The 16,828-nt window shown below is 72.6% G+C and carries 13 protein-coding genes; 5 read left to right on the top strand and 8 right to left on the bottom strand.

Going from position 1 to position 16,828, the window contains the following annotated elements:
* The first annotated feature begins 18 nt into the window (after nucleotides 1-18).
* Together ACFWJO_RS17415 and ACFWJO_RS17410 are read left to right on the top strand one after the other, a co-directional pair.
* Complete coding sequence (locus ACFWJO_RS17415) at nucleotides 19-1,908, top strand: fumarate reductase/succinate dehydrogenase flavoprotein subunit (protein WP_386865940.1); 1,890 nt, start codon at nucleotides 19-21, stop codon at nucleotides 1,906-1,908.
* 10 nt (nucleotides 1,909-1,918) lie between these two features.
* Nucleotides 1,919-2,692 (top strand): succinate dehydrogenase/fumarate reductase iron-sulfur subunit, encoded by a 774-nt coding sequence (locus ACFWJO_RS17410; protein WP_386865938.1) that lies wholly within the window; start codon nucleotides 1,919-1,921, stop codon nucleotides 2,690-2,692.
* A 99-nt stretch (nucleotides 2,693-2,791) separates the two neighbouring features.
* Here the strand turns inward: ACFWJO_RS17410 and ACFWJO_RS17405 are convergent, their stop codons facing one another.
* A complete protein-coding gene (locus tag ACFWJO_RS17405) occupies nucleotides 2,792-3,811 on the bottom strand; it encodes a hypothetical protein (RefSeq protein WP_386865936.1) in 1,020 nt (339 codons plus the stop codon).
* 214 nt (nucleotides 3,812-4,025) lie between these two features.
* On the opposite strand from ACFWJO_RS17405, the gene ACFWJO_RS17400 reads away from it, so the two are divergent.
* Together ACFWJO_RS17400 and ACFWJO_RS17395 are read left to right on the top strand one after the other, a co-directional pair.
* Nucleotides 4,026-6,128 (top strand): TPM domain-containing protein, encoded by a 2,103-nt coding sequence (locus ACFWJO_RS17400; RefSeq protein ID WP_386865977.1) that lies wholly within the window; start codon nucleotides 4,026-4,028, stop codon nucleotides 6,126-6,128.
* A gap of 65 nt (nucleotides 6,129-6,193) precedes the next feature.
* Nucleotides 6,194-6,904, top strand: a complete 711-nt coding sequence (locus ACFWJO_RS17395) for a PspA/IM30 family protein (RefSeq protein WP_386865934.1) — start codon at nucleotides 6,194-6,196, stop codon at nucleotides 6,902-6,904.
* Between the two features lie 8 nt (nucleotides 6,905-6,912).
* On the opposite strand, the gene ACFWJO_RS17390 is transcribed toward ACFWJO_RS17395, so the two are convergent.
* From ACFWJO_RS17390 to ACFWJO_RS17365, 6 genes are all read right to left on the bottom strand, one after another.
* Nucleotides 6,913-9,717: a SpoIIE family protein phosphatase gene (locus tag ACFWJO_RS17390; protein WP_386865932.1), complete on the bottom strand. Its 2,805-nt coding sequence runs from the start codon at nucleotides 9,715-9,717 to the stop codon at nucleotides 6,913-6,915.
* A 144-nt stretch (nucleotides 9,718-9,861) separates the two neighbouring features.
* Complete coding sequence (locus ACFWJO_RS17385) at nucleotides 9,862-10,284, bottom strand: ATP-binding protein (protein WP_386865930.1); 423 nt, start codon at nucleotides 10,282-10,284, stop codon at nucleotides 9,862-9,864.
* 109 nt (nucleotides 10,285-10,393) lie between these two features.
* Entirely contained in the window at nucleotides 10,394-10,915 is a 522-nt protein-coding gene (locus ACFWJO_RS17380) for a (deoxy)nucleoside triphosphate pyrophosphohydrolase (protein ID WP_386865928.1), read from the bottom strand.
* Nucleotides 10,916-10,950: 35 nt separating this feature from the next.
* Nucleotides 10,951-11,130, bottom strand: coding sequence for an SPOR domain-containing protein (locus ACFWJO_RS17375; RefSeq protein WP_128975943.1), 180 nt, complete (start codon nucleotides 11,128-11,130; stop codon nucleotides 10,951-10,953).
* A gap of 274 nt (nucleotides 11,131-11,404) precedes the next feature.
* Nucleotides 11,405-12,157, bottom strand: a complete 753-nt coding sequence (locus tag ACFWJO_RS17370) for a GntR family transcriptional regulator (RefSeq protein ID WP_386865925.1) — start codon at nucleotides 12,155-12,157, stop codon at nucleotides 11,405-11,407.
* Between the two features lie 172 nt (nucleotides 12,158-12,329).
* The gene (locus tag ACFWJO_RS17365; RefSeq protein ID WP_386865923.1) at nucleotides 12,330-13,343 is read right to left on the bottom strand and encodes a DUF4190 domain-containing protein; all 1,014 of its coding nucleotides are present in this window, start codon (nucleotides 13,341-13,343) and stop codon (nucleotides 12,330-12,332) included.
* Nucleotides 13,344-13,750: 407 nt separating this feature from the next.
* Here ACFWJO_RS17365 and ACFWJO_RS17360 point away from each other — a divergent pair, with 407 nt between their 5' ends.
* A complete protein-coding gene (locus ACFWJO_RS17360) occupies nucleotides 13,751-14,977 on the top strand; it encodes a serpin family protein (RefSeq protein WP_386865921.1) in 1,227 nt (408 codons plus the stop codon).
* Nucleotides 14,978-15,124: 147 nt separating this feature from the next.
* On the opposite strand, the gene ACFWJO_RS17355 is transcribed toward ACFWJO_RS17360, so the two are convergent.
* Entirely contained in the window at nucleotides 15,125-16,696 is a 1,572-nt protein-coding gene (locus ACFWJO_RS17355) for a S8 family serine peptidase (protein WP_386865919.1), read from the bottom strand.
* Between the last annotated feature and the right edge of the window lie 132 nt (nucleotides 16,697-16,828).

Here is a 16,828-nt window from a genome sequence, read left to right as displayed (position 1 = left end):
ATGACTCCTGTGACTCCGGTGAGTCCTGTGGAACGACAGCAGTGGGACGTGATCGTGGTCGGCGCCGGTGGCGCCGGGCTGCGCGCCGCGATCGAGGCACGGCAGCGCGGCGCCCGTACCGCCGTCATCTGCAAGTCCCTCTTCGGCAAGGCGCACACGGTGATGGCCGAGGGCGGCATCGCCGCCTCCATGGCCAACGCCAACCCGCACGACACCTGGCAGATCCACTTCCGCGACACCATGCGCGGCGGGAAGTTCCTCAACCAGTGGCGGATGGCCGAGCTGCACGCCCAGGAGGCCCCCGAGCGGGTGTGGGAACTGGAGACCTGGGGCGCGCTGTTCGACCGCACGCCCGACGGAAGGATCTCCCAGCGCAACTTCGGCGGCCACGAGTACCCGCGGCTCGCGCACGTCGGCGACCGCACCGGCCTGGAGCTGATCCGTACGCTCCAGCAGAAGATCGTCTCCCTCCAGCAGGAGGACTTCCGTGCGACCGGCGACTACGAGGGCGGCCTCAAGGTCTTCCAGGAGTGCACGGTCACCCGCGTCCTCAAGGACGCGTTCGGCCGGGTCGCCGGCGTCTTCTGCTACGAGCGGGAGTCCGGGCGCTTCTTCGCGCTCCAGGCGCCCGCGGTCGTCCTCGCGACCGGCGGCATCGGCAAGTCCTTCAAGGTGACGTCCAACTCCTGGGAGTACACGGGCGACGGGCACGCCCTCGCGCTGCTCGCCGGGGCGCCGCTGGTGAACATGGAGTTCGTGCAGTTCCATCCGACCGGGATGGTCTGGCCGCCGTCGGTGAAGGGCATCCTCGTCACCGAGTCGGTGCGCGGCGACGGCGGCGTGCTGCGCAACTCCGAGGGCCGGCGCTTCATGTTCGACTACGTCCCCGAGGTCTTCAAGGAGAAGTACGCGCAGTCGGAGGAGGAGGGCGACCGCTGGTACGAGGACCCGGACAACAACCGCAGGCCGCCGGAGCTGCTGCCCCGCGACGAGGTGGCCCGGGCCATCAACGCCGAGGTCAAGGCGGGCCGCGGCTCCCCGCACGGCGGGGTCTTCCTCGACGTGTCGACCCGGATGCCGGCGGACGTCATCCGGCGCCGGCTGCCGTCGATGTACCACCAGTTCAAGGAACTCGCCGACGTCGACATCACGGCCGAGCCGATGGAGGTCGGCCCGACCTGCCACTACGTGATGGGCGGCGTCGCCGTCGACTCGGAGACCGCGGCCACGGCCGGCGTGCCGGGGCTGTTCGCGGCCGGTGAGGTCGCGGGCGGCATGCACGGCTCCAACCGGCTCGGCGGCAACTCCCTCTCCGACCTGCTGGTGTTCGGGCGCCGGGCCGGGCTGCACGCCGCCGAGTACGCGGCCGGGGCCGCCGTCGACGAGGTCGGCGAGGAGGCGGTCGCCGCGGCCCGGGCGGAGGCGCTGGCCCCGTTCGACGGCGAGTCGTTCGGCGACGCCGCCGAGAACCCGTACACGCTCCACCAGGAACTCCAGCAGACCATGAACGACCTCGTCGGGATCATCCGGCGGGAGGGCGAGATGGCCGAGGCCCTGGAGCGGATCGCGAAGCTGCGCGAGCGGGCGCAACGGGTCTCCGTCGAGGGCCACCGGCAGTTCAACCCCGGCTGGCACCTCGCCCTCGACCTGCGCAACATGCTGCTCGTGAGCGAGTGCGTGGCCCGGGCGGCCCTGGAGCGCACCGAGTCGCGCGGCGGCCACACCCGCGAGGACTGCCCGTCGATGGACCGGGCCTGGCGCCCGGTGAACCTGCTGTGCCGGGCGGTCGCCGACGGCGGGATCGAGCTGGAGCGGGTGCGCACCGAACCGATCAGGGCGGACCTGCTCGCCCTGTTCGAGAAGGAGGAACTGGCGAAGTACCTGGCCGAGGAGGAGCTCGAGTCATGAGGCGGGACACATGAGCACGTACGACGCGAGGTTCCGGATCTGGCGGGGCGACGCCGGCGGCGGCGGACTCACCGACTACACGGTCGAGGTGCACGACGGCGAGGTGGTGCTCGACATCGTCCACCGCCTCCAGGCCACCCAGGCGCCCGACCTGGCCGTCCGCTGGAACTGCAAGGCCGGCAAGTGCGGTTCCTGCTCGGCCGAGATCAACGGGCGGCCGCGGCTGCTGTGCATGACCCGGATGTCGGTCTTCGCGCGGGACGAGACCGTCACGATCACCCCGATGCGGGCCTTCCCGGTCGTCCGCGACCTGGTCACGGACGTCTCCTTCAACTACGCGAAGGCTCGGGAGATCCCGGCCTTCGTGCCGCCCGCCGGGCTCGCGCCCGGCGAGTACCGGATGCGGCAGGAGGACGTCGACCGCTCGCAGGAGTTCCGCAAGTGCATCGAGTGCTTCCTGTGCCAGAACACCTGTCACGTGGTCCGCGACCACGAGGAGAACAAGGACGTCTTCGCCGGCCCGCGCTTCCTCATGCGGATCGCCGAACTCGACATGCACCCGCTCGACGCGGCCGAGGACACCGGCCTGGACCGCCGCCGCACCGCCCAGGACGAACACGGCCTCGGCTACTGCAACATCACCAAGTGCTGCACCGAGGTGTGCCCCGAGGACATCAAGATCACGGACAACGCCCTGATCCCGATGAAGGAGCGGGTCGTGGACCGCAAGTACGACCCGCTGGTGTGGCTGGGCGACAAGATCCGGCGCCGGAGCGGCGGCTGAGCCCGGGCCGGTGCGGCGGCTGACCGGAGCGGCGGCTGAGCCCGGACCGGTGCGGCGGCTGACCGGAGCGGCGGCCGGTCCCGGACCGGTGCGGCCCGGTCAGTGCCAGCCCTCCCGGTAGGCCGCCCAGTCGCGGTCCTCCGCCGCGAAGTCGACGTACAGCGCGAGGCCGAAGCGCTCCCGGGCGGGATCGGTGCGGCCGAGGCCCAGGCGGGCGCCGCGGACGGCCGCGGCGACCGTCTCGGCCGACTCGTGGTGGCCGAGGTCGTCCTCGTGGAAGAAGGGCAGACCCATGAGCAGATCGGTCTCCTCGGGGGTCACCTCCAGGGCCAGGCTGGTCTGCTGGGCGACATAGCCGCCGTACAGGCCCTCCAGCGGCATCCACGTGTCGTACGACATGACGGCTATCTGGTCGACGCGGCGGGCGACCTGGCCGAAGAACTCCTGCGACCACCACTTCTCGCTGCCGCTGACGGCCCCCAGCGCCGAGTGGGCGGCCGGCAGCGGGTCGATCTGGTGCGCGGCGACGGACAGCGGCGCCTTGCGGGCGCGGGTCAGCGTCCGCAGGTCGTCGAGCAGGGACAGGTAGTGGGCGTCGTCCGAGTGCAGCGGCTCCAGGTCGAAGTGGACGCCGTCGAATCCCGCGTCGAGGACCTGACGGGCCGAGGCCACCACGGCGGCCCGCGAGCCGGCGTCCTCCAGGCGCAGTCCGTTCGGCCCCTCGGTGGCGAGGACGTCGCCCAGCCACGCGTGCACCCGTATGCCCGGCATGGTGCGGTGCACGGCGCCGATCAGCCAGGCCGCCCGGGGATGGCGCTCGGCGGGCAGGGTGCCGTCATGCTCCAGCGGCCCCGCGTGGACGTACAGGTCGCGGATGCCGGTGCCCTTGATCCGCGCGGCGAACGCGGTGAGGTCGGCGTCCTTCTTCCGTCCGTCGACCCATGCGTGGCCCAGCCATATCGCGTCCTTGCCGCGGGTCCTGGCGTCCTCGCGGAGCTCCCCCGTGTAGTTCAGCCGGAGCGCCGTGCCCGCGGCCAGCACGGGCACGACGAGCACGAGGGCGAGTCCGAGGGCGAACCAGCGCCCCCGCCGCCATGCGCGCTTCCACCGTCCGGTCACCTGGGCCCCCCGAGGGTCGTCGTGTCACTGGAACCACCGTAGCGATGGCTACCGACAGTGACGCGAGCCTGTGGAGAACGGTTTCCGCACGGACCGCCGGACTCCGTTCCGCCCCTTTTCCCGTCCGGACCCGGCCCGGTCGCGGGCGCCCAGGCCTGGACATAACCTCACTTTCGTGACGCGAATAGCCGCCCGAGTCCTGCTGTCGACGCTGATGGCGGCGTGGTGGCTGGTCGTGCCCGCCGCGCACGGCGCCCACGCCGACGACCCCGTCGTGCTGTCCCGCGAGGGGCAGATCACCGACCGGGTGGGCGCGCTCGGCGACCGCCGGGCCGAAGTGGCCGAGGCCCTCGACGGTCTCTACGACGCCCGGCGGGTACAGCTCTTCGTCGTCTACGTACGGGACTTCTCCGGCCGCGGGTCACAGAGCTGGGCCGACGCCACCGCCGAACGGAACGGACTCGGCGACGACGACGTCCTCCTCGCCGTCGCCACCCACGACCGGCAGTACGGCTACACCGCCGACCCGGACTCGCGCTTCACCCAGGCCCAGCTCGACGACGTGGCACGCACCGCGATCGAACCCGCCCTGCGGCAGAACGACTGGGCCGGCGCCGCCGTCGGCGCCGCGGACGGCTACGCCGCCGTGCTCGCCGGACAGCCCGTGCCCGCTCCCGCGATCACCCCCGGCCCCGCCGATCCCGGCGGCGGCGCGGCCGAGGACTCGACCTCCGCGTCCGACCTCATCCTGCCCGTCGCCCTGGTCGGCGGCGCGGGCGCCCTCGCCGCGTACACGTACGCCCGGCGCCGCCGCAGGACCGCCACCCGCACCACGCCCGGCGGCGGGGGCTGGGGTTCCGCCGCCGGAGGCACCGGCTGGGGCGCGCCGAAGGGGCTGCCCGCGCTGCCTCCGCTCGACGAGCTGGACGGGAAGGCCCGCCAGGCGCTGGTCGCCACCGACGACGCGGTGCGCACCAGCCAGGAGGAACTGGGCTTCGCCACCGCCCAGTTCGGCGAGGAGGCGGTGACGCCGTTCACCGAGGCCCTGCGGTACGCGGAGGGCGAGCTCACGACCGCGTTCCGGCTGCGCCAGCAGCTCGACGACGCCGTCCCCGAGGACGACGCGACCCGGAGGTCCATGCTGGAGGAGATCCTGCGGCGCTGCGCCGACGCCGACGCCCGCCTCGACGCCGAGTCCGCCGGCTTCGACCGGCTGCGGGACCTGGAGCGCAACGCCCCGCAGGCCCTGGCCGCGGTCGAGGAGGCGTTCCGCGAGCAGACCGGCCGGGTCGGCACCGCGGAGGCGGCGCTGACGGCGATGCGCGAGCGCTACACCGAGGCCGCCGCGGCCCCGGTGTCCGGGGACGTCGAACAGGCCAAGGACCGCCTGGTGTTCGCCACCGGCACGATCAACCAGGCCCGGCAGCTCATCGACGGCGGCGACAACGGCGGCGCGGCCGTGCAGATCCGGGCCGCCGAGGGCGCCGTCGACCAGGCGGCCCGGCTGATCGAGGCGGTGGACCGGCGGGCCCAGGAGCTCGCGGAGGCCGTGGGAAAGCTGTCCGGGGCGCTGTCCGAGACCGAGGCGGACCTGGCCGACGCCCGCGGGCTGCTCCAGGGCACCGCGCAGGACGTGCCGACGGCGGACCTGCGGGGCCGGATCGGCCGGGCCGAGTCGGTGCTCGCCGCCGTGCGGACCACGGTGGAGTCGGGCCGCTACGACCCGATCGACGCGCTGCGCCGGGTCGAGGAGGCCGACACCGCGCTCGACGAGGCCCTGGAGGGCGCGCGGGAGCGCGAGTCGGGCAACCGGCGCGCCCGGGCGCTCCTGGACCAGACGACGCTGACGGCCCGGTCCGCGGTCGGCGCCGCCGCCGACTACGTCACGACGCACCGCGGCGCGGTCGGCGCCGAGGCCCGCACCCGCCTGGCCGAGGCGCGGCGGCGGCTCGACCGGGCCGGGCAGCTGGCCGACGAGGACCCGGCGTCGGCGCTCGCCGAGGCGCAGCAGGCCGACGCGCTCGCCCGCCGGGCGCAGGAGCTGGCGGAGCAGGACGTGCGGGCGTACGGGAACCCGAACGGCCTGGGCGGTGTAACAGGAGTGGGAGGTGCCGGCGGCGGCGGGCTCGGTGGAGCCGTGCTCGGCGGCATCATCCTCGGCGGACTGTTCGGCGGAGGTCGTGGGGGTGGTCACGGTGGAGGGGGTTTCGGTGGTGGTTCCGGAGGGGGTTTCGGGGGCGGAGGCTTCGGCGGCGGGCCCGGCAGCTTCGGCGGCGGTGGCACGCGCGGCCGGCTGGGCGGTGGCGGCCGCTTCTGACGCCGTCCTGTCTCTCACGACCTGTCTCGTACGTCTCGTACGCGCTGCACGCAAGGAGTCCGACCATGAGCAAGCAGACCGTCCTCGGCCGGGTGGCCCAGCTCGCGAAGGCCAACATCAACGCGCTGCTGGACCAGGCGGAGGACCCGCAGAAGATGCTGGACCAGCTGATCCGCGACTACGCGAACAACATCGCGGAGGCGGAGGAGGCGGTCGCCTCGACCATCGGCAACCTGCGGCTGATGGAGCAGGACCACCAGGAGGACCTGGCCGCGGCGAAGGAGTGGGGCGAGAAGGCCCTGGCCGCCAGCCGCAAGGGGGACGAGCTGCGGGCCGGCGGCCGGGCCGAGGAGGCGGACCGCTTCGACAACCTGGCGAAGGTCGCGCTGGGCCGGCAGCTCCAGTCGGAGAAGGAGGCGCGGACGGCCGAGCCGACGATCGCCGCGCAGACCGAGGTCGTGGCGAAGCTCAGGTCCGGCCTGGACCAGATGAAGGCGAAGCTGAGCGAGCTCCGGGCCAAGCGGGACGAGCTGGTCGCGCGGGCGAAGTCCGCGCAGGCGCAGAACCGGATGACCGACGCGGTGGAGAGCGTCGACCTCATGGACCCCACGAGCGAGCTGAGCCGCTTCGAGGACAAGGTGCGCCGGGAGGAGGCGAAGGCTCTGGGCAGGCAGGAACTCGCCGCCTCCTCGCTGGACGCCCAGTTCGAGCAGCTGGACGCGCTCGGCGACCAGGCGGAGATCGAGGCCCGGCTCGCCGCCCTCAAGGCCGCCTGACCGGCGCCTCAGAACATGCTGAGCAACTGGTCGACGGTGGGCTCCGCGGCGCCGTCGCCGTCCGGCAGCTGGAGTTCGAACCACACGGTCTTGCCGCGTGGCGTGCGGCGCGAGCCCCAGGCGGCGCTGAGCAGTCCGACCAGCTGCAGCCCGCGGCCGCCCTCGTCGGTGTCCTTGGCCCGGCGGCGCCGAGGCTGGACCAGGCCCGCGTCCCACACCTCGCAGACCAGGGTGCGGTCGCGCAGCAGCCGCACCCTGATCTCGCCCTCTCCGTAGCGCAGGGCGTTGGTGACGAGCTCACTGACCAGCAGCTCCACGGTGTCCACCAGGGGTTCGAGCTCCCAGGCGGTGAGCTGGGCGCGGGCCAGCTCGCGGGCGCGGCCGACCGAGCGGGGTTCCCTGGGGAGCCGCCAGTCGCCGACCGCCTCGCTGGGGAGCCCCTGGATCCGGGCCATGAGCAGGGCGATGTCGTCCTCGCCATGGCGGGTGTCGAGGGTGGTCAGGACGTGGTCGCAGACGTCCTCGAGCGGCCGGCCCGGGTCGGTGAGGGCGCTGCGGAAGGCGCTCAGCCCCTCGTCGAGCGGATGGTCGCGGGACTCGACGAGGCCGTCGGTGTAGAGCGCGAGGAGCGCGCCCTCGGGCAGGTCGACCTGGACCTCCTCGAAGGGCTCGCCGCCGACGCCGAGCGGCATCCCGGGAGGGACGTCGAGGAGCAGGGCCTCGCCGCCCGGTTCGACGAGCACGGGCGGGAGATGGCCCGCGTTGGCGAAGGTGCAGCGCCGGGTCACCGGGTCGTAGACCGCGTAGACGCAGGTGGCGAGGTAGACCTCGGAGAGTTCGGGGCCGCGGGCCTTGTGGGCGCGGGCGGACTGCTGGGCCCCGGACGGGGCGCCGAGGCCGCGGGCGATCTCGTCGAGGTGGGAGAGGACCTCGGCGGGTTCGAGGTCGAGCTGGGCGAGGGTGCGCACGGCGGTGCGGAGTTCGCCCATGGCCACGGCGGCGCGCAGGCCGCGGCCCATGACGTCGCCGATGACGAGCGCGGTGCGGTGGCCGGGCAGTTCGATGACGTCGAACCAGTCGCCGCCGACCTCGGAGCCGACCGTGCCGGGGAGGTAGCGGCAGGCGATGTCGAGTCCGGCGGCCTCCGGGTCGCCCGGGGGCAGCAGACTGCGCTGGAGGATGAGGGCGCGCTCGTGCTCGCGGCGGTAGAGGCGGGCGTTGTCGATGCAGACGGCGGCGCGGGCGGCGAGTTCGACGGCGAGGGCGCGGTCGCGTTCCCCGAAGGGTTCGCTGCCCTTGGCCCGGGAGAACTGGACGAGACCGACGACGGTGTCGTGGGCGACCATCGGCACCACGAGCGTGGACTGGACGAGACTGCCGTCCGCCCCGGGCACGGTGCGCACCCGACCGGTGCGCAGGGCTCCGGCGCACGCCGAGTTGAAGGCGTAGCGATGGACGGAGCCGACCTCGATGGGACTCTCGTCGCAACAGAGCTCACCGGTCACGCTGACCGATCCGGCACTCGCGCCGGATCCGGTGCTCCCGACGGCGCCGGGGTGCGCGGTGGCGCCGTGGTGCCCGGTGGCTCCGGGGTGCGCGGAGGCTCCGGCGTGCCCGGTGGCTCCGGCGTGTGTGGTGGTTTCGGCGGCCCCGGCGGTGCCAGCGACCCCGGCGGATCCGGCGTGTCCGGCGCTTGCGGTGTGTCCCGCGCTTCCGTTGGGCTCGTCGTCCCCGCTCGGCCGGGGTTTCCCGACCCGTACGGGGGTGTGGGACACGGCGCTGGCGACGGCCACGCGGCGCAGTTCGGCGCTGCCCGAGCCGTAGCCGACGTCGTGGGAGCTGCCCCAGCGTCCCGGCGGGGCCTCGTCGCCGGTGAGCAGGCCCTGGTAGAGGTCGACGGCGGCGAGGTCGCAGAAGCCGGGGACGGCGACGTCGAGGAGTTCCCTGGCGGTGGCCTCCAGGTCGAGGGAGTTGCCGATGCGGGCGCCGGCCTCGTTGAGCAGGGCGAGGTTGCGGCGGGCGCTGGCGGCCTCGCGGGCGGCGTTCTGCCGGCGGGTGACGTCGATGCCGAGTCCGGCGACGCCGATGGGGCGGCCGGAGCCGCTGTGCACGCGATAGAGGTTGACCGACCAGTGGCGGCGATCGCTGGAGCCGGGCGGGGCGCCGACGATCTGGAGGTCGGCGACGGACTCACCGGTCTCCAGGACCTTGCGGAGCGCGGCGGTCATCCGGTCGGCCTCGGGCCTGGCGAGGTAGTCGTGGACGGTCCGGCCGCGGTGGTCGTCGGCGGAGCCGCCGAAGACGGTGGCGAAGCGGCGGTTGGCCCGCTTCACGGTGAGGTCGGTGCCGAAGAGCAGAAAGCCGAACGGCGATTGGCCGAAAATGGCCTGCGAGGCGGCGAGGTCGGTCTCGATGCGGCGCAGGGCGCGCACGTCGACCACGATGCACAGCGCGGCCCGCTCGCCCGTCTGGGTCTCGCTGGGCATGACGTAGATCTCGGCGATGCCGTGCGGACGGTTCTCGCCGGGGATCCGGAACGGGACGAGGCCCGTCCACTCCTTGCCGTCGAGGATCTCCCGGACCCTGCGGTGTCCCCGCTCGCGCAGGTCGGCGGGCATGAAGGCGTCGACCGGATCCTTGCCCCTGGCCTCCTCGGCGGTCACACCGAAGAGCTCGACGGCCCGTCTGCTCCACTGGTCGACGAGCCCGTCGGGGCCTATCGAGAAAGAGGCGACCCGGATGTAGTCATAGATCGACCCGGGCGGGCTGCTCTGCCACACGACACCGCTCGCCGTCTCAGGTATCTCGCTCACGCGACCGTCCCCTCCAGCTCACCGCACCGGACCGGCCATGACGGCAGTATTCAGCACCATGGCCCCCGTCGGCACGACGTTCACGATCACAGGGTGGTCTCGTTCGTTTCCGGCCGAGCCCCGCTGATCGTCGTCCCACCCTGTTTACTCACCAGGCAGGGCCAGCTCGAACCACACGGTTTTCCCGTGGTGCCCGGCCTTGGTGCCCCAGCGGCGGGCGGAACAGGCCACGAGCTGGAGTCCCCGGCCGCCTTCGTCGTCGGGTCCGGCGGGCCGCTCGGTGGGCTCGTCCGGAAGCGGATCGGAGACTTCCACCAGGAGCGCGGGCCCGGGTCCGGGGCGGGTTCCGTCGGCGTTCAGGCGCACGAGGCGGACGCCGATGGGCCCGGAGGCGTAGCGGAGCGAGTTGGTGACCAGTTCGCTGACGAGGAGGACGGTCACGTCGCCGATCAGGCGATCGAGCCGCCACGCCCTGAGGGTGTCTCGGACCGCGTGACGGGCCGTGCGCACGGCGTTGGCCTCCGCAGGAAAGTGCCACTCGGCGCAGTCGCCTTCGGTGTCGATCACGAGGCCCACGTCCTATTTCGGGGGGTTAATCACGACATACCCGATATTCGGAGTGGGATATCGCACCGTGTGGGCCCGTCGGCGCATGGTGGCACGAACGGCGTAGGCCTCAGCCCCGCGCGCCCTCGACGGGCTCCCCGGGCCCCTCGGAGGCCTCGGAGGCCGAGGAGGCGTCAAAGGCGTCGGAGGGATCGGAGGGATCGAAGGGGTCGGAGGCGTCGGGGTCCGCCGGGAGAAGGCGGGCCGCCTCGGCGACGGCCGGGCGGTCCTGGTCGAGCCAGTCGACGGAGTCCAGTTCGTCACGGGCCAGCCAGCGCAGCTCGTCGTGGTCCTCCAGCGGCTCGGGCTCACCGGAGAGCAGGCGGGCGGTCCAGACCCGCAGGACGTAGCCGGGCTTGAGCGGCCACTCGCCGGGGATGCGCCCGACGGCCTCGGTCTCGACGCCGAGCTCCTCGCGCAGCTCCCTGACCAGGGCCTCTTCGGGGCTCTCACCCGGCTCCAGCTTGCCGCCGGGCAGTTCCCAACGGCCGGCGAGTTCGGCGGGGGCGCTGCGGCGCGCGGCCAGCAGCCGCCCCCGGTCGTACAGGGCCCCGGCGACCACGACGACGGGGCCGGCACTGCGATCGGTCATGCCCGGGAGCCTAACCCGCCCCCGGGCACCGGGGTTCAGAGCGCGGGCTGGCCGATGCGCTCAACCCAGTAGAGCTGCTTGTGTCCGCGGTCGTCGAGGCTGTCGGCGACCTTCTGGGCCTCGTCCTTGGTCGCGTATCTGCCGACGCGGTAGCGGTTGCCGTTGTCGTCCTGGCGTATGACGAGCCAGGCAAGGTCGGGACCGCTGTCGCTCATCGGACTTCCCCCTCCGCCGCTCCGGCCATGTCTGACGATCTCGTGGAAACCGCACTGCGCATATGCCCGAGCTTACGCCTGACCTTTACACAGCGGATACGGGTTTTCACAAAGAGGTATGTATCTGGCCGGTAACCACCGGTCGCCGGGCCCTCGCGGCAGCGGAAGACACCGCCGCTTCAGGGCATCCGACGCCCCGTCACCACGAGGTGAACCCCCCTCCGGCACCTCGTACTCCACAACTCCGGCGACCGTCGGGCCGCCGGAGTTTCGGTCACCGCACCGGCAGGTGGTAGGCGACCTTGTAGCGGTCGGCGGGGACGACGACGTCGGCGGTCTCGACCGCGCGGCCCGAGGCGTAGTACGTCCGCTCGATCACCATCACGACATGGCCGGGCACTCCGCCCAGGGTCAGCAGTTCCTCGGCGAGGCCGGGGCGGGCGGTGACCTCCTCCACCACGTTGTCCACCACCACGTCGATCGCGGCCATCCGCTCGACGACCCCGCAGCCGCCCAGCGGCCCCTCCTCGGGCAGCATCACCGGGGTCCGGCCGGTGACCTCGAGCGGCTCCCAGGAGGTGGAGAGCATCATCGGCTCGCCCGCGTCCCGGAAGACGTAGCGCGTGCGCATCACCCGCTCCCCCGGCTCGATGCTCAGCCGGGCCGCGACCTCGGCGCTCGCCGGCTCCTGCTCGCTGCCGGACTCCCAGGTGCCGCGCGCCCCTTCGGCGGCCTGCTCCTGACGGAAGGGACTCGCACCGGAGCTGGGGCGGTAGCCGGAGCGGGCGATCCGGCGCGGCACCGGCCGCTCGCGCACATAGGTCCCCGAGCCAGAGCGCCCCTCGACCAGACCCTCGGCCATGAGGACCTTGCGGGCCTCCAGTGCGACGGTGTCCGAGACCCCGTACTCCTCGCGGATGCGCGCCTGCGAGGGGAGGCGGGTGTGCGGAGGAAGCGAGCCGTTGGCGATCTTCTCCCGGAGATCGCTCGCCACACGCAGATAGGCCGGCTGCTCACCGAACGTCACTGGACACTCCCCTCAGGTTGACTGTGAGCTACAGCCTGACAACCGAGGGTGCACAGCCGCAAGCATGGGCCAGAGTTTCACCCGAAGTGATGACTTGTCTTTACGTAAACCCCTGCCGCAGGTATAGCCACCGAACGCCCGTCGGAATCCCCGGCGTTCATGTCTGGACGTTCTAGACCTTCTCGCCGCTGTCCTCGAGCGTCTCCGTCAGCCCGAGCGAGGCGCGCGACGACTTCTCGAAGTCCGTCGACAGCGCGTCGTACGCCTCGTCGTAGACGTCCCAGAAGGCGTCCGCGTCCTTGGCCGAGGCGAGCTTCTTCCACTTCACCGCCGCGGCGTCCAGCTTCCGGGCCAGCTCGGAGACCGGCTTGGCGGAGGCGCCGGACCAGGTGTGCCCGCGCAGACCGCTGCTCGCGGACGTGACGGCCTCGTGGACCTCCCCGGCCCAGGCCTTGTTGACGGCGAGGTCGGTGTCCGCGTCCTCCTCGGGCTCCTCGAAGAGGACGTCGTCGATCGGGTTCATGTTCCGCAGGAAGTGCAGCTGGTGCGGATCGAGGGTGGACTCGTCGCTGCGCAGCGACGCGGTGAAGGGTTCCTTCTCCGTCGCGAAGGCGCAGGTCACCGTGCGGTCCCCGGTCCGCCAACTCGACTTGGTGGGAATGTAGTAGTAGACGAGCGCGTCCTCCGGCACCGCCCAGGTGTCCAGCGCGTAGGCGTTGTTCGTCCGGTCGCAGCGGTCCTCGGCGACCCGGTCGATCGCGTCCTCGCCCGGCCACCTGGTGAAACCGGAGAGCTTGAAGCTGCCGGTGACCTCACCCTCGTGCGGCGAGGTGCAGGGCACGGTGTCGACGTCGGTGGTGTAGCTCTCCAGCTTGCCGTCGACGCGGAAGCAGTCGCCCTTGCGCAGCGAGAACGGCGACTGCGCGGCGGCGGCCTCGTCCATGCCCTTCTTGAAGCCCCGCCAGGCCTCGCCGATCCCGCCGGTCACGAGACCGAGGATCAGCAGCAGGGAGGTGACGGCGGAGAGCACGATGCCGGCGATGGCCAGGCCCTTGCCCTTCTGCTGCTTCTTCCGCGCCTGCGGCAGCGCGATCAGGCCGAGGACCAGGCCGAGCGGCGGCAGGCAGCAGATGATGCCGGAGACGAGCGAGGCGACGGCGAGACCGTTCGTGGTCTGCTGCGGCATCCCGTAGGGACCTGCGCCGGGCAGGCCCGGCCCACCAGGCCCGTAGGGCCCGTACGGACCGGGCGGCGGGGAGGTGTACGGCCCCGGGGCGGCCGCGTACGGGCCGGGCACGGGCCCCTGACCAGGCGCGGGCCAGCCCTGCCGGGGCGGCGGCGGGGGCTGCTCCGGGCTCGGAGAATCCTGAGGCGGCTGGACGGGGTCCACGAGTACGGTGCTCCTGTTGGGGGCGGGGATCTGGTTCACGGTCCGAGGACCGGGTGCGGACGACCGGCTGCGGACGACCGGCTGCCGGCCATCCGGTCGCAGGCCATCCGGTCGCAGGCGCGTGCGGACAATCGGATTCTCGGTCCGGATCCAAGGAATCGAACGGCCGCGCGCATCGTACGCGGTCGGGAAGCGGGGACGACATGCGGGGCTCGACGGTGCGGGCGGTCAACCGGCTCACGGCCCGCTGGGCCGGAGTGCTGCGGGACGGCGAGGACACCGTCCTGTCGGCGACCGGCGTCTGGCCGCTGCTCGCCTTCCTGGCCGACGCCGCCGACGGCCCCGCCCGCGGCGAGCTGGAGGACGCCCTCGGCCTGCCGGCCGGCCCGGCCGCGGAGGCGGCCCGCGAGCTGCTCGCCGGTCTCGGGAGGATGCGCGGGGTCGGCTCGGCCGTCGGCCTGTGGACCCGGCCGCGCGTGGCCCTGCGCGAGGACTGGGCGGCGGGCCTGCCGGAGGCGACGCTGGGACTGCTCGGCGAGGACGACGAGGAGAGCAAGCGGCTCCTGGACGCCTGGGCGGCCAAGCACACCGGTGGCCTGATACCGGGCATGCCGGTCCTCCTCGACGAGGAAACTGAGCTGGTCCTGGCTTCCGCGCAGGCGGTACGGACGACCTGGCTGCGCCCGTTCGGCGAGGGCTTCATGCGCCCCGAGCACGGCCCCTGGGCCGACCGCGAGCTCGTGGCGCTGTACCGCACGACCGGGCTGCTCGACCGGGTCGGCGTGGCGGAGACGGACGCGGGGCCGCTGACGGTCCTGAAGGTGCTCGGCGACACGGGCGTCGACGTCCATCTGCTGCTCGGCCCGGAGGAGGCCGACGGCGGCACGGTCCTGAAGGCCGGACTCGACGTCCTGGCGGGCACGTTCCGCGCCGTGCCGGGCGACCTGCTGCCGCCGGGAGAGCCGGGCCCGGGCCTGATCGTCCGCAACGTACGCAGCACCTCGCGGGACTCGTTCCTCACCGTGAGGACCTCGCCGTTCTCGGTCCAGGCGGACCACGACCTCACCGAGCTGCACGAGCTGTTCGGCCTCACCACCGCACGGGACGAGACCCACGGCCACTTCCCGGGCATCGCCGACCATCCCCCGCTCTGCGTCCAGGGAGCCCGGCAGGCGGCGATGGCCCGGTTCGGCGCCGAGGGCTTCGAGTCGGCCGCCGTGACGGCCTTCGGGATGGTGGGCGGCGCGGCCGTCATCCGCCAGCCGTACGTGGTCCGGCGGATCGACCTCGACATCGACCGCCCCTTCGGCTTCCTGACCGTGCACCGCACCTCGCGGCTGGTCCTCACCGCGGGCTGGGTGCACGACCCGGTCCCGTACGTCCACGAGGACGACGACTGGGACGAGGACTGGGACGAGGACAAGGACTAGGACGAGGACGGGGACGAGGACGGGGACAGCGACTCGCACGAGGACGGGGACAGGGACTCGGACGAGGAGTGACGGAGGGGCGGCCGCCCGATCGGCGACCGCCCCTCGCTTCCTCACTCACGTACGCGCGTCACTTCCCCACGGGCGTCAGAACTGCAGCGCCCAGGAGTCGATCTTCCCGGTGTCGTAGTTCGCGTTGTCCGTGACCCGGAGCTTCCACGTGCCGTTCGCGACCTCCGAGGAGGCGTTGACGGTGTACGTGGTGTTGATGTTGTCCGCGCTGCCGCCGGAGCCGAAGGCCTTCAGCGTGTACGCCGTGCCGTCGGGCGCGATCAGCTGGACCTGGAGGTCACCGATGTAGGTGTGGACGATGTTCACCGGGACCTGAAGGGCGGACGGGGCGTTGCCGGAGACTCCGCTGACGGTGACCGGGGACTCGACGGTCGCGTTGTCGTTGATCGCGTAGTCCGCGGTGTTCTCGAAGCGCGGGCCGGGCGGGGTGGTCGTGCCGCCGCCGACGTACAGCAGCCGGTTCGGGGAGCCGGTGCCGGGGCTGGTGACGACGTTCGGGGTGGCGGCGTTGACGAGCGCCGTGGCGACCGCCGACGGGGAGGCCGTCGGGTTGTCGCCCAGGTAGACGGCGGCGGCGCCCACGACGTGCGGGGTCGCCATCGACGTACCGGAGATGGTGTTGGTGGCCGTGTCGCCGGTGTTCCAGGCGGACTTGATCGAGGAGCCCGGGGCGAAGATGTCCAGGACGCTGCCGTAGTTCGAGTAGCTGGCGCGGGCGTCGGTGGACGTGGTGGCGCCGACCGTGATGGCCTCGCTGACGCGCGCCGGCGAGAAGCCGGAGGCGTTGGAGTTCTCGTTGCCCGCGGCGACCGCGTACGTGACGCCGGAGGCGATGGAGCGGCGCACGGCGTCGTCGAGGACGGAGTCGGCGCCCCCGCCGAGGCTCATGTTGGCGACGGCCGGCTTCACGGCGTTCCGCGTCACCCAGTCGATGCCCGCGACGACCTGCTCGGTGGTGCCCGAGCCGGAGTTGTCGAGGACGCGGACGCCGACGATCTTCGCCTTCTTGGCGACGCCGTACGAGCTGCCCGCGACGGTGCCGGCGACGTGGGTGCCGTGGCCGTGACCGTCCTGTGCGGTGTTGTCGTTGTCGATCGCGTCGTAGCCGTTGAAGGCCCGGCCGCCGAAGTCGCTGTGGCTGATGCGGACGCCGGTGTCGATGATGTACGCCGTGACGCCCTGGCCCGCGCTGTCCGGGTAGGTGTAGCTCTGGTTGAGCGGGAGGGCCTTCTGGTCGATCCGGTCGAGGCCCCAGGACGGCGGGGAGGGCTGGGTGCCGTCGACGTGGAAGACGCGGTTCTGGCTGACGGACTCGACGGCGGGATCGGCGGCGAGCTTCTTCGCCTGGGCCTCGGACAGCTCGACCGAGTAGCCGTTGAGCGCGGCCGTGTACGTCCGCTTGATCTTGGCGCCGAACTTGGTCGCGATAGCCCGGCCCTGCGCGGTCTCCGCCTGGGCGGCGGACTCGCGGAGGGTGACGATGTAGCTGTTGGCGACGGTCCCTTCCGCGCCGGCGTTCAGGATGACGCCTTCGGCGGTCCCGGCGGCGTTGGCCGGGAGGGCGGAGAGGGAGCCGAGCGCGAGGGCCGCGACGGCTATGGCGCCGGCAGCGGCGAGTCTGCGCCGCGAGTCACGCATCACGAACATGTGAGGGGTCCTCCTCATTGGTGGTGCGTTGCTGTGGGGGTTGTCGAGCTTTGTTGAGCGATGAAGCAGTTAGCAGGGACATGACAAGACGACGAAGGCTCCGCGCCGCTCGTCATGTCCGGCCGCCGAGCG

This window comes from Streptomyces sp. NPDC127092, from assembly GCF_042722475.1.
Classification (GTDB): Bacteria; Actinomycetota; Actinomycetes; order Streptomycetales; family Streptomycetaceae; genus Streptomyces.
The sequence above is the reverse complement of the archived record's forward strand: the minus strand, read 5'-3'. Positions and strand labels throughout refer to the sequence as shown.

Coding starts and splice junctions, on each gene's coding strand:
- ACFWJO_RS17410 (WP_386865938.1), top strand. CDS start 1,919: ATGAGCACGTACGACGCGAGGTTCCGGATCTGGCGGGGCGACGCCGGC.
- ACFWJO_RS17400 (WP_386865977.1), top strand. CDS start 4,026: ATGGCGGCGTGGTGGCTGGTCGTGCCCGCCGCGCACGGCGCCCACGCC.
- ACFWJO_RS17395 (WP_386865934.1), top strand. CDS start 6,194: ATGAGCAAGCAGACCGTCCTCGGCCGGGTGGCCCAGCTCGCGAAGGCC.
- ACFWJO_RS17380 (WP_386865928.1), bottom strand. CDS start 10,915: ATGACCGATCGCAGTGCCGGCCCCGTCGTCGTGGTCGCCGGGGCCCTG.
- ACFWJO_RS17375 (WP_128975943.1), bottom strand. CDS start 11,130: ATGAGCGACAGCGGTCCCGACCTTGCCTGGCTCGTCATACGCCAGGAC.
- ACFWJO_RS17365 (WP_386865923.1), bottom strand. CDS start 13,343: ATGCCGCAGCAGACCACGAACGGTCTCGCCGTCGCCTCGCTCGTCTCC.
- ACFWJO_RS17360 (WP_386865921.1), top strand. CDS start 13,751: ATGCGGGGCTCGACGGTGCGGGCGGTCAACCGGCTCACGGCCCGCTGG.
- ACFWJO_RS17355 (WP_386865919.1), bottom strand. CDS start 16,696: ATGTTCGTGATGCGTGACTCGCGGCGCAGACTCGCCGCTGCCGGCGCC.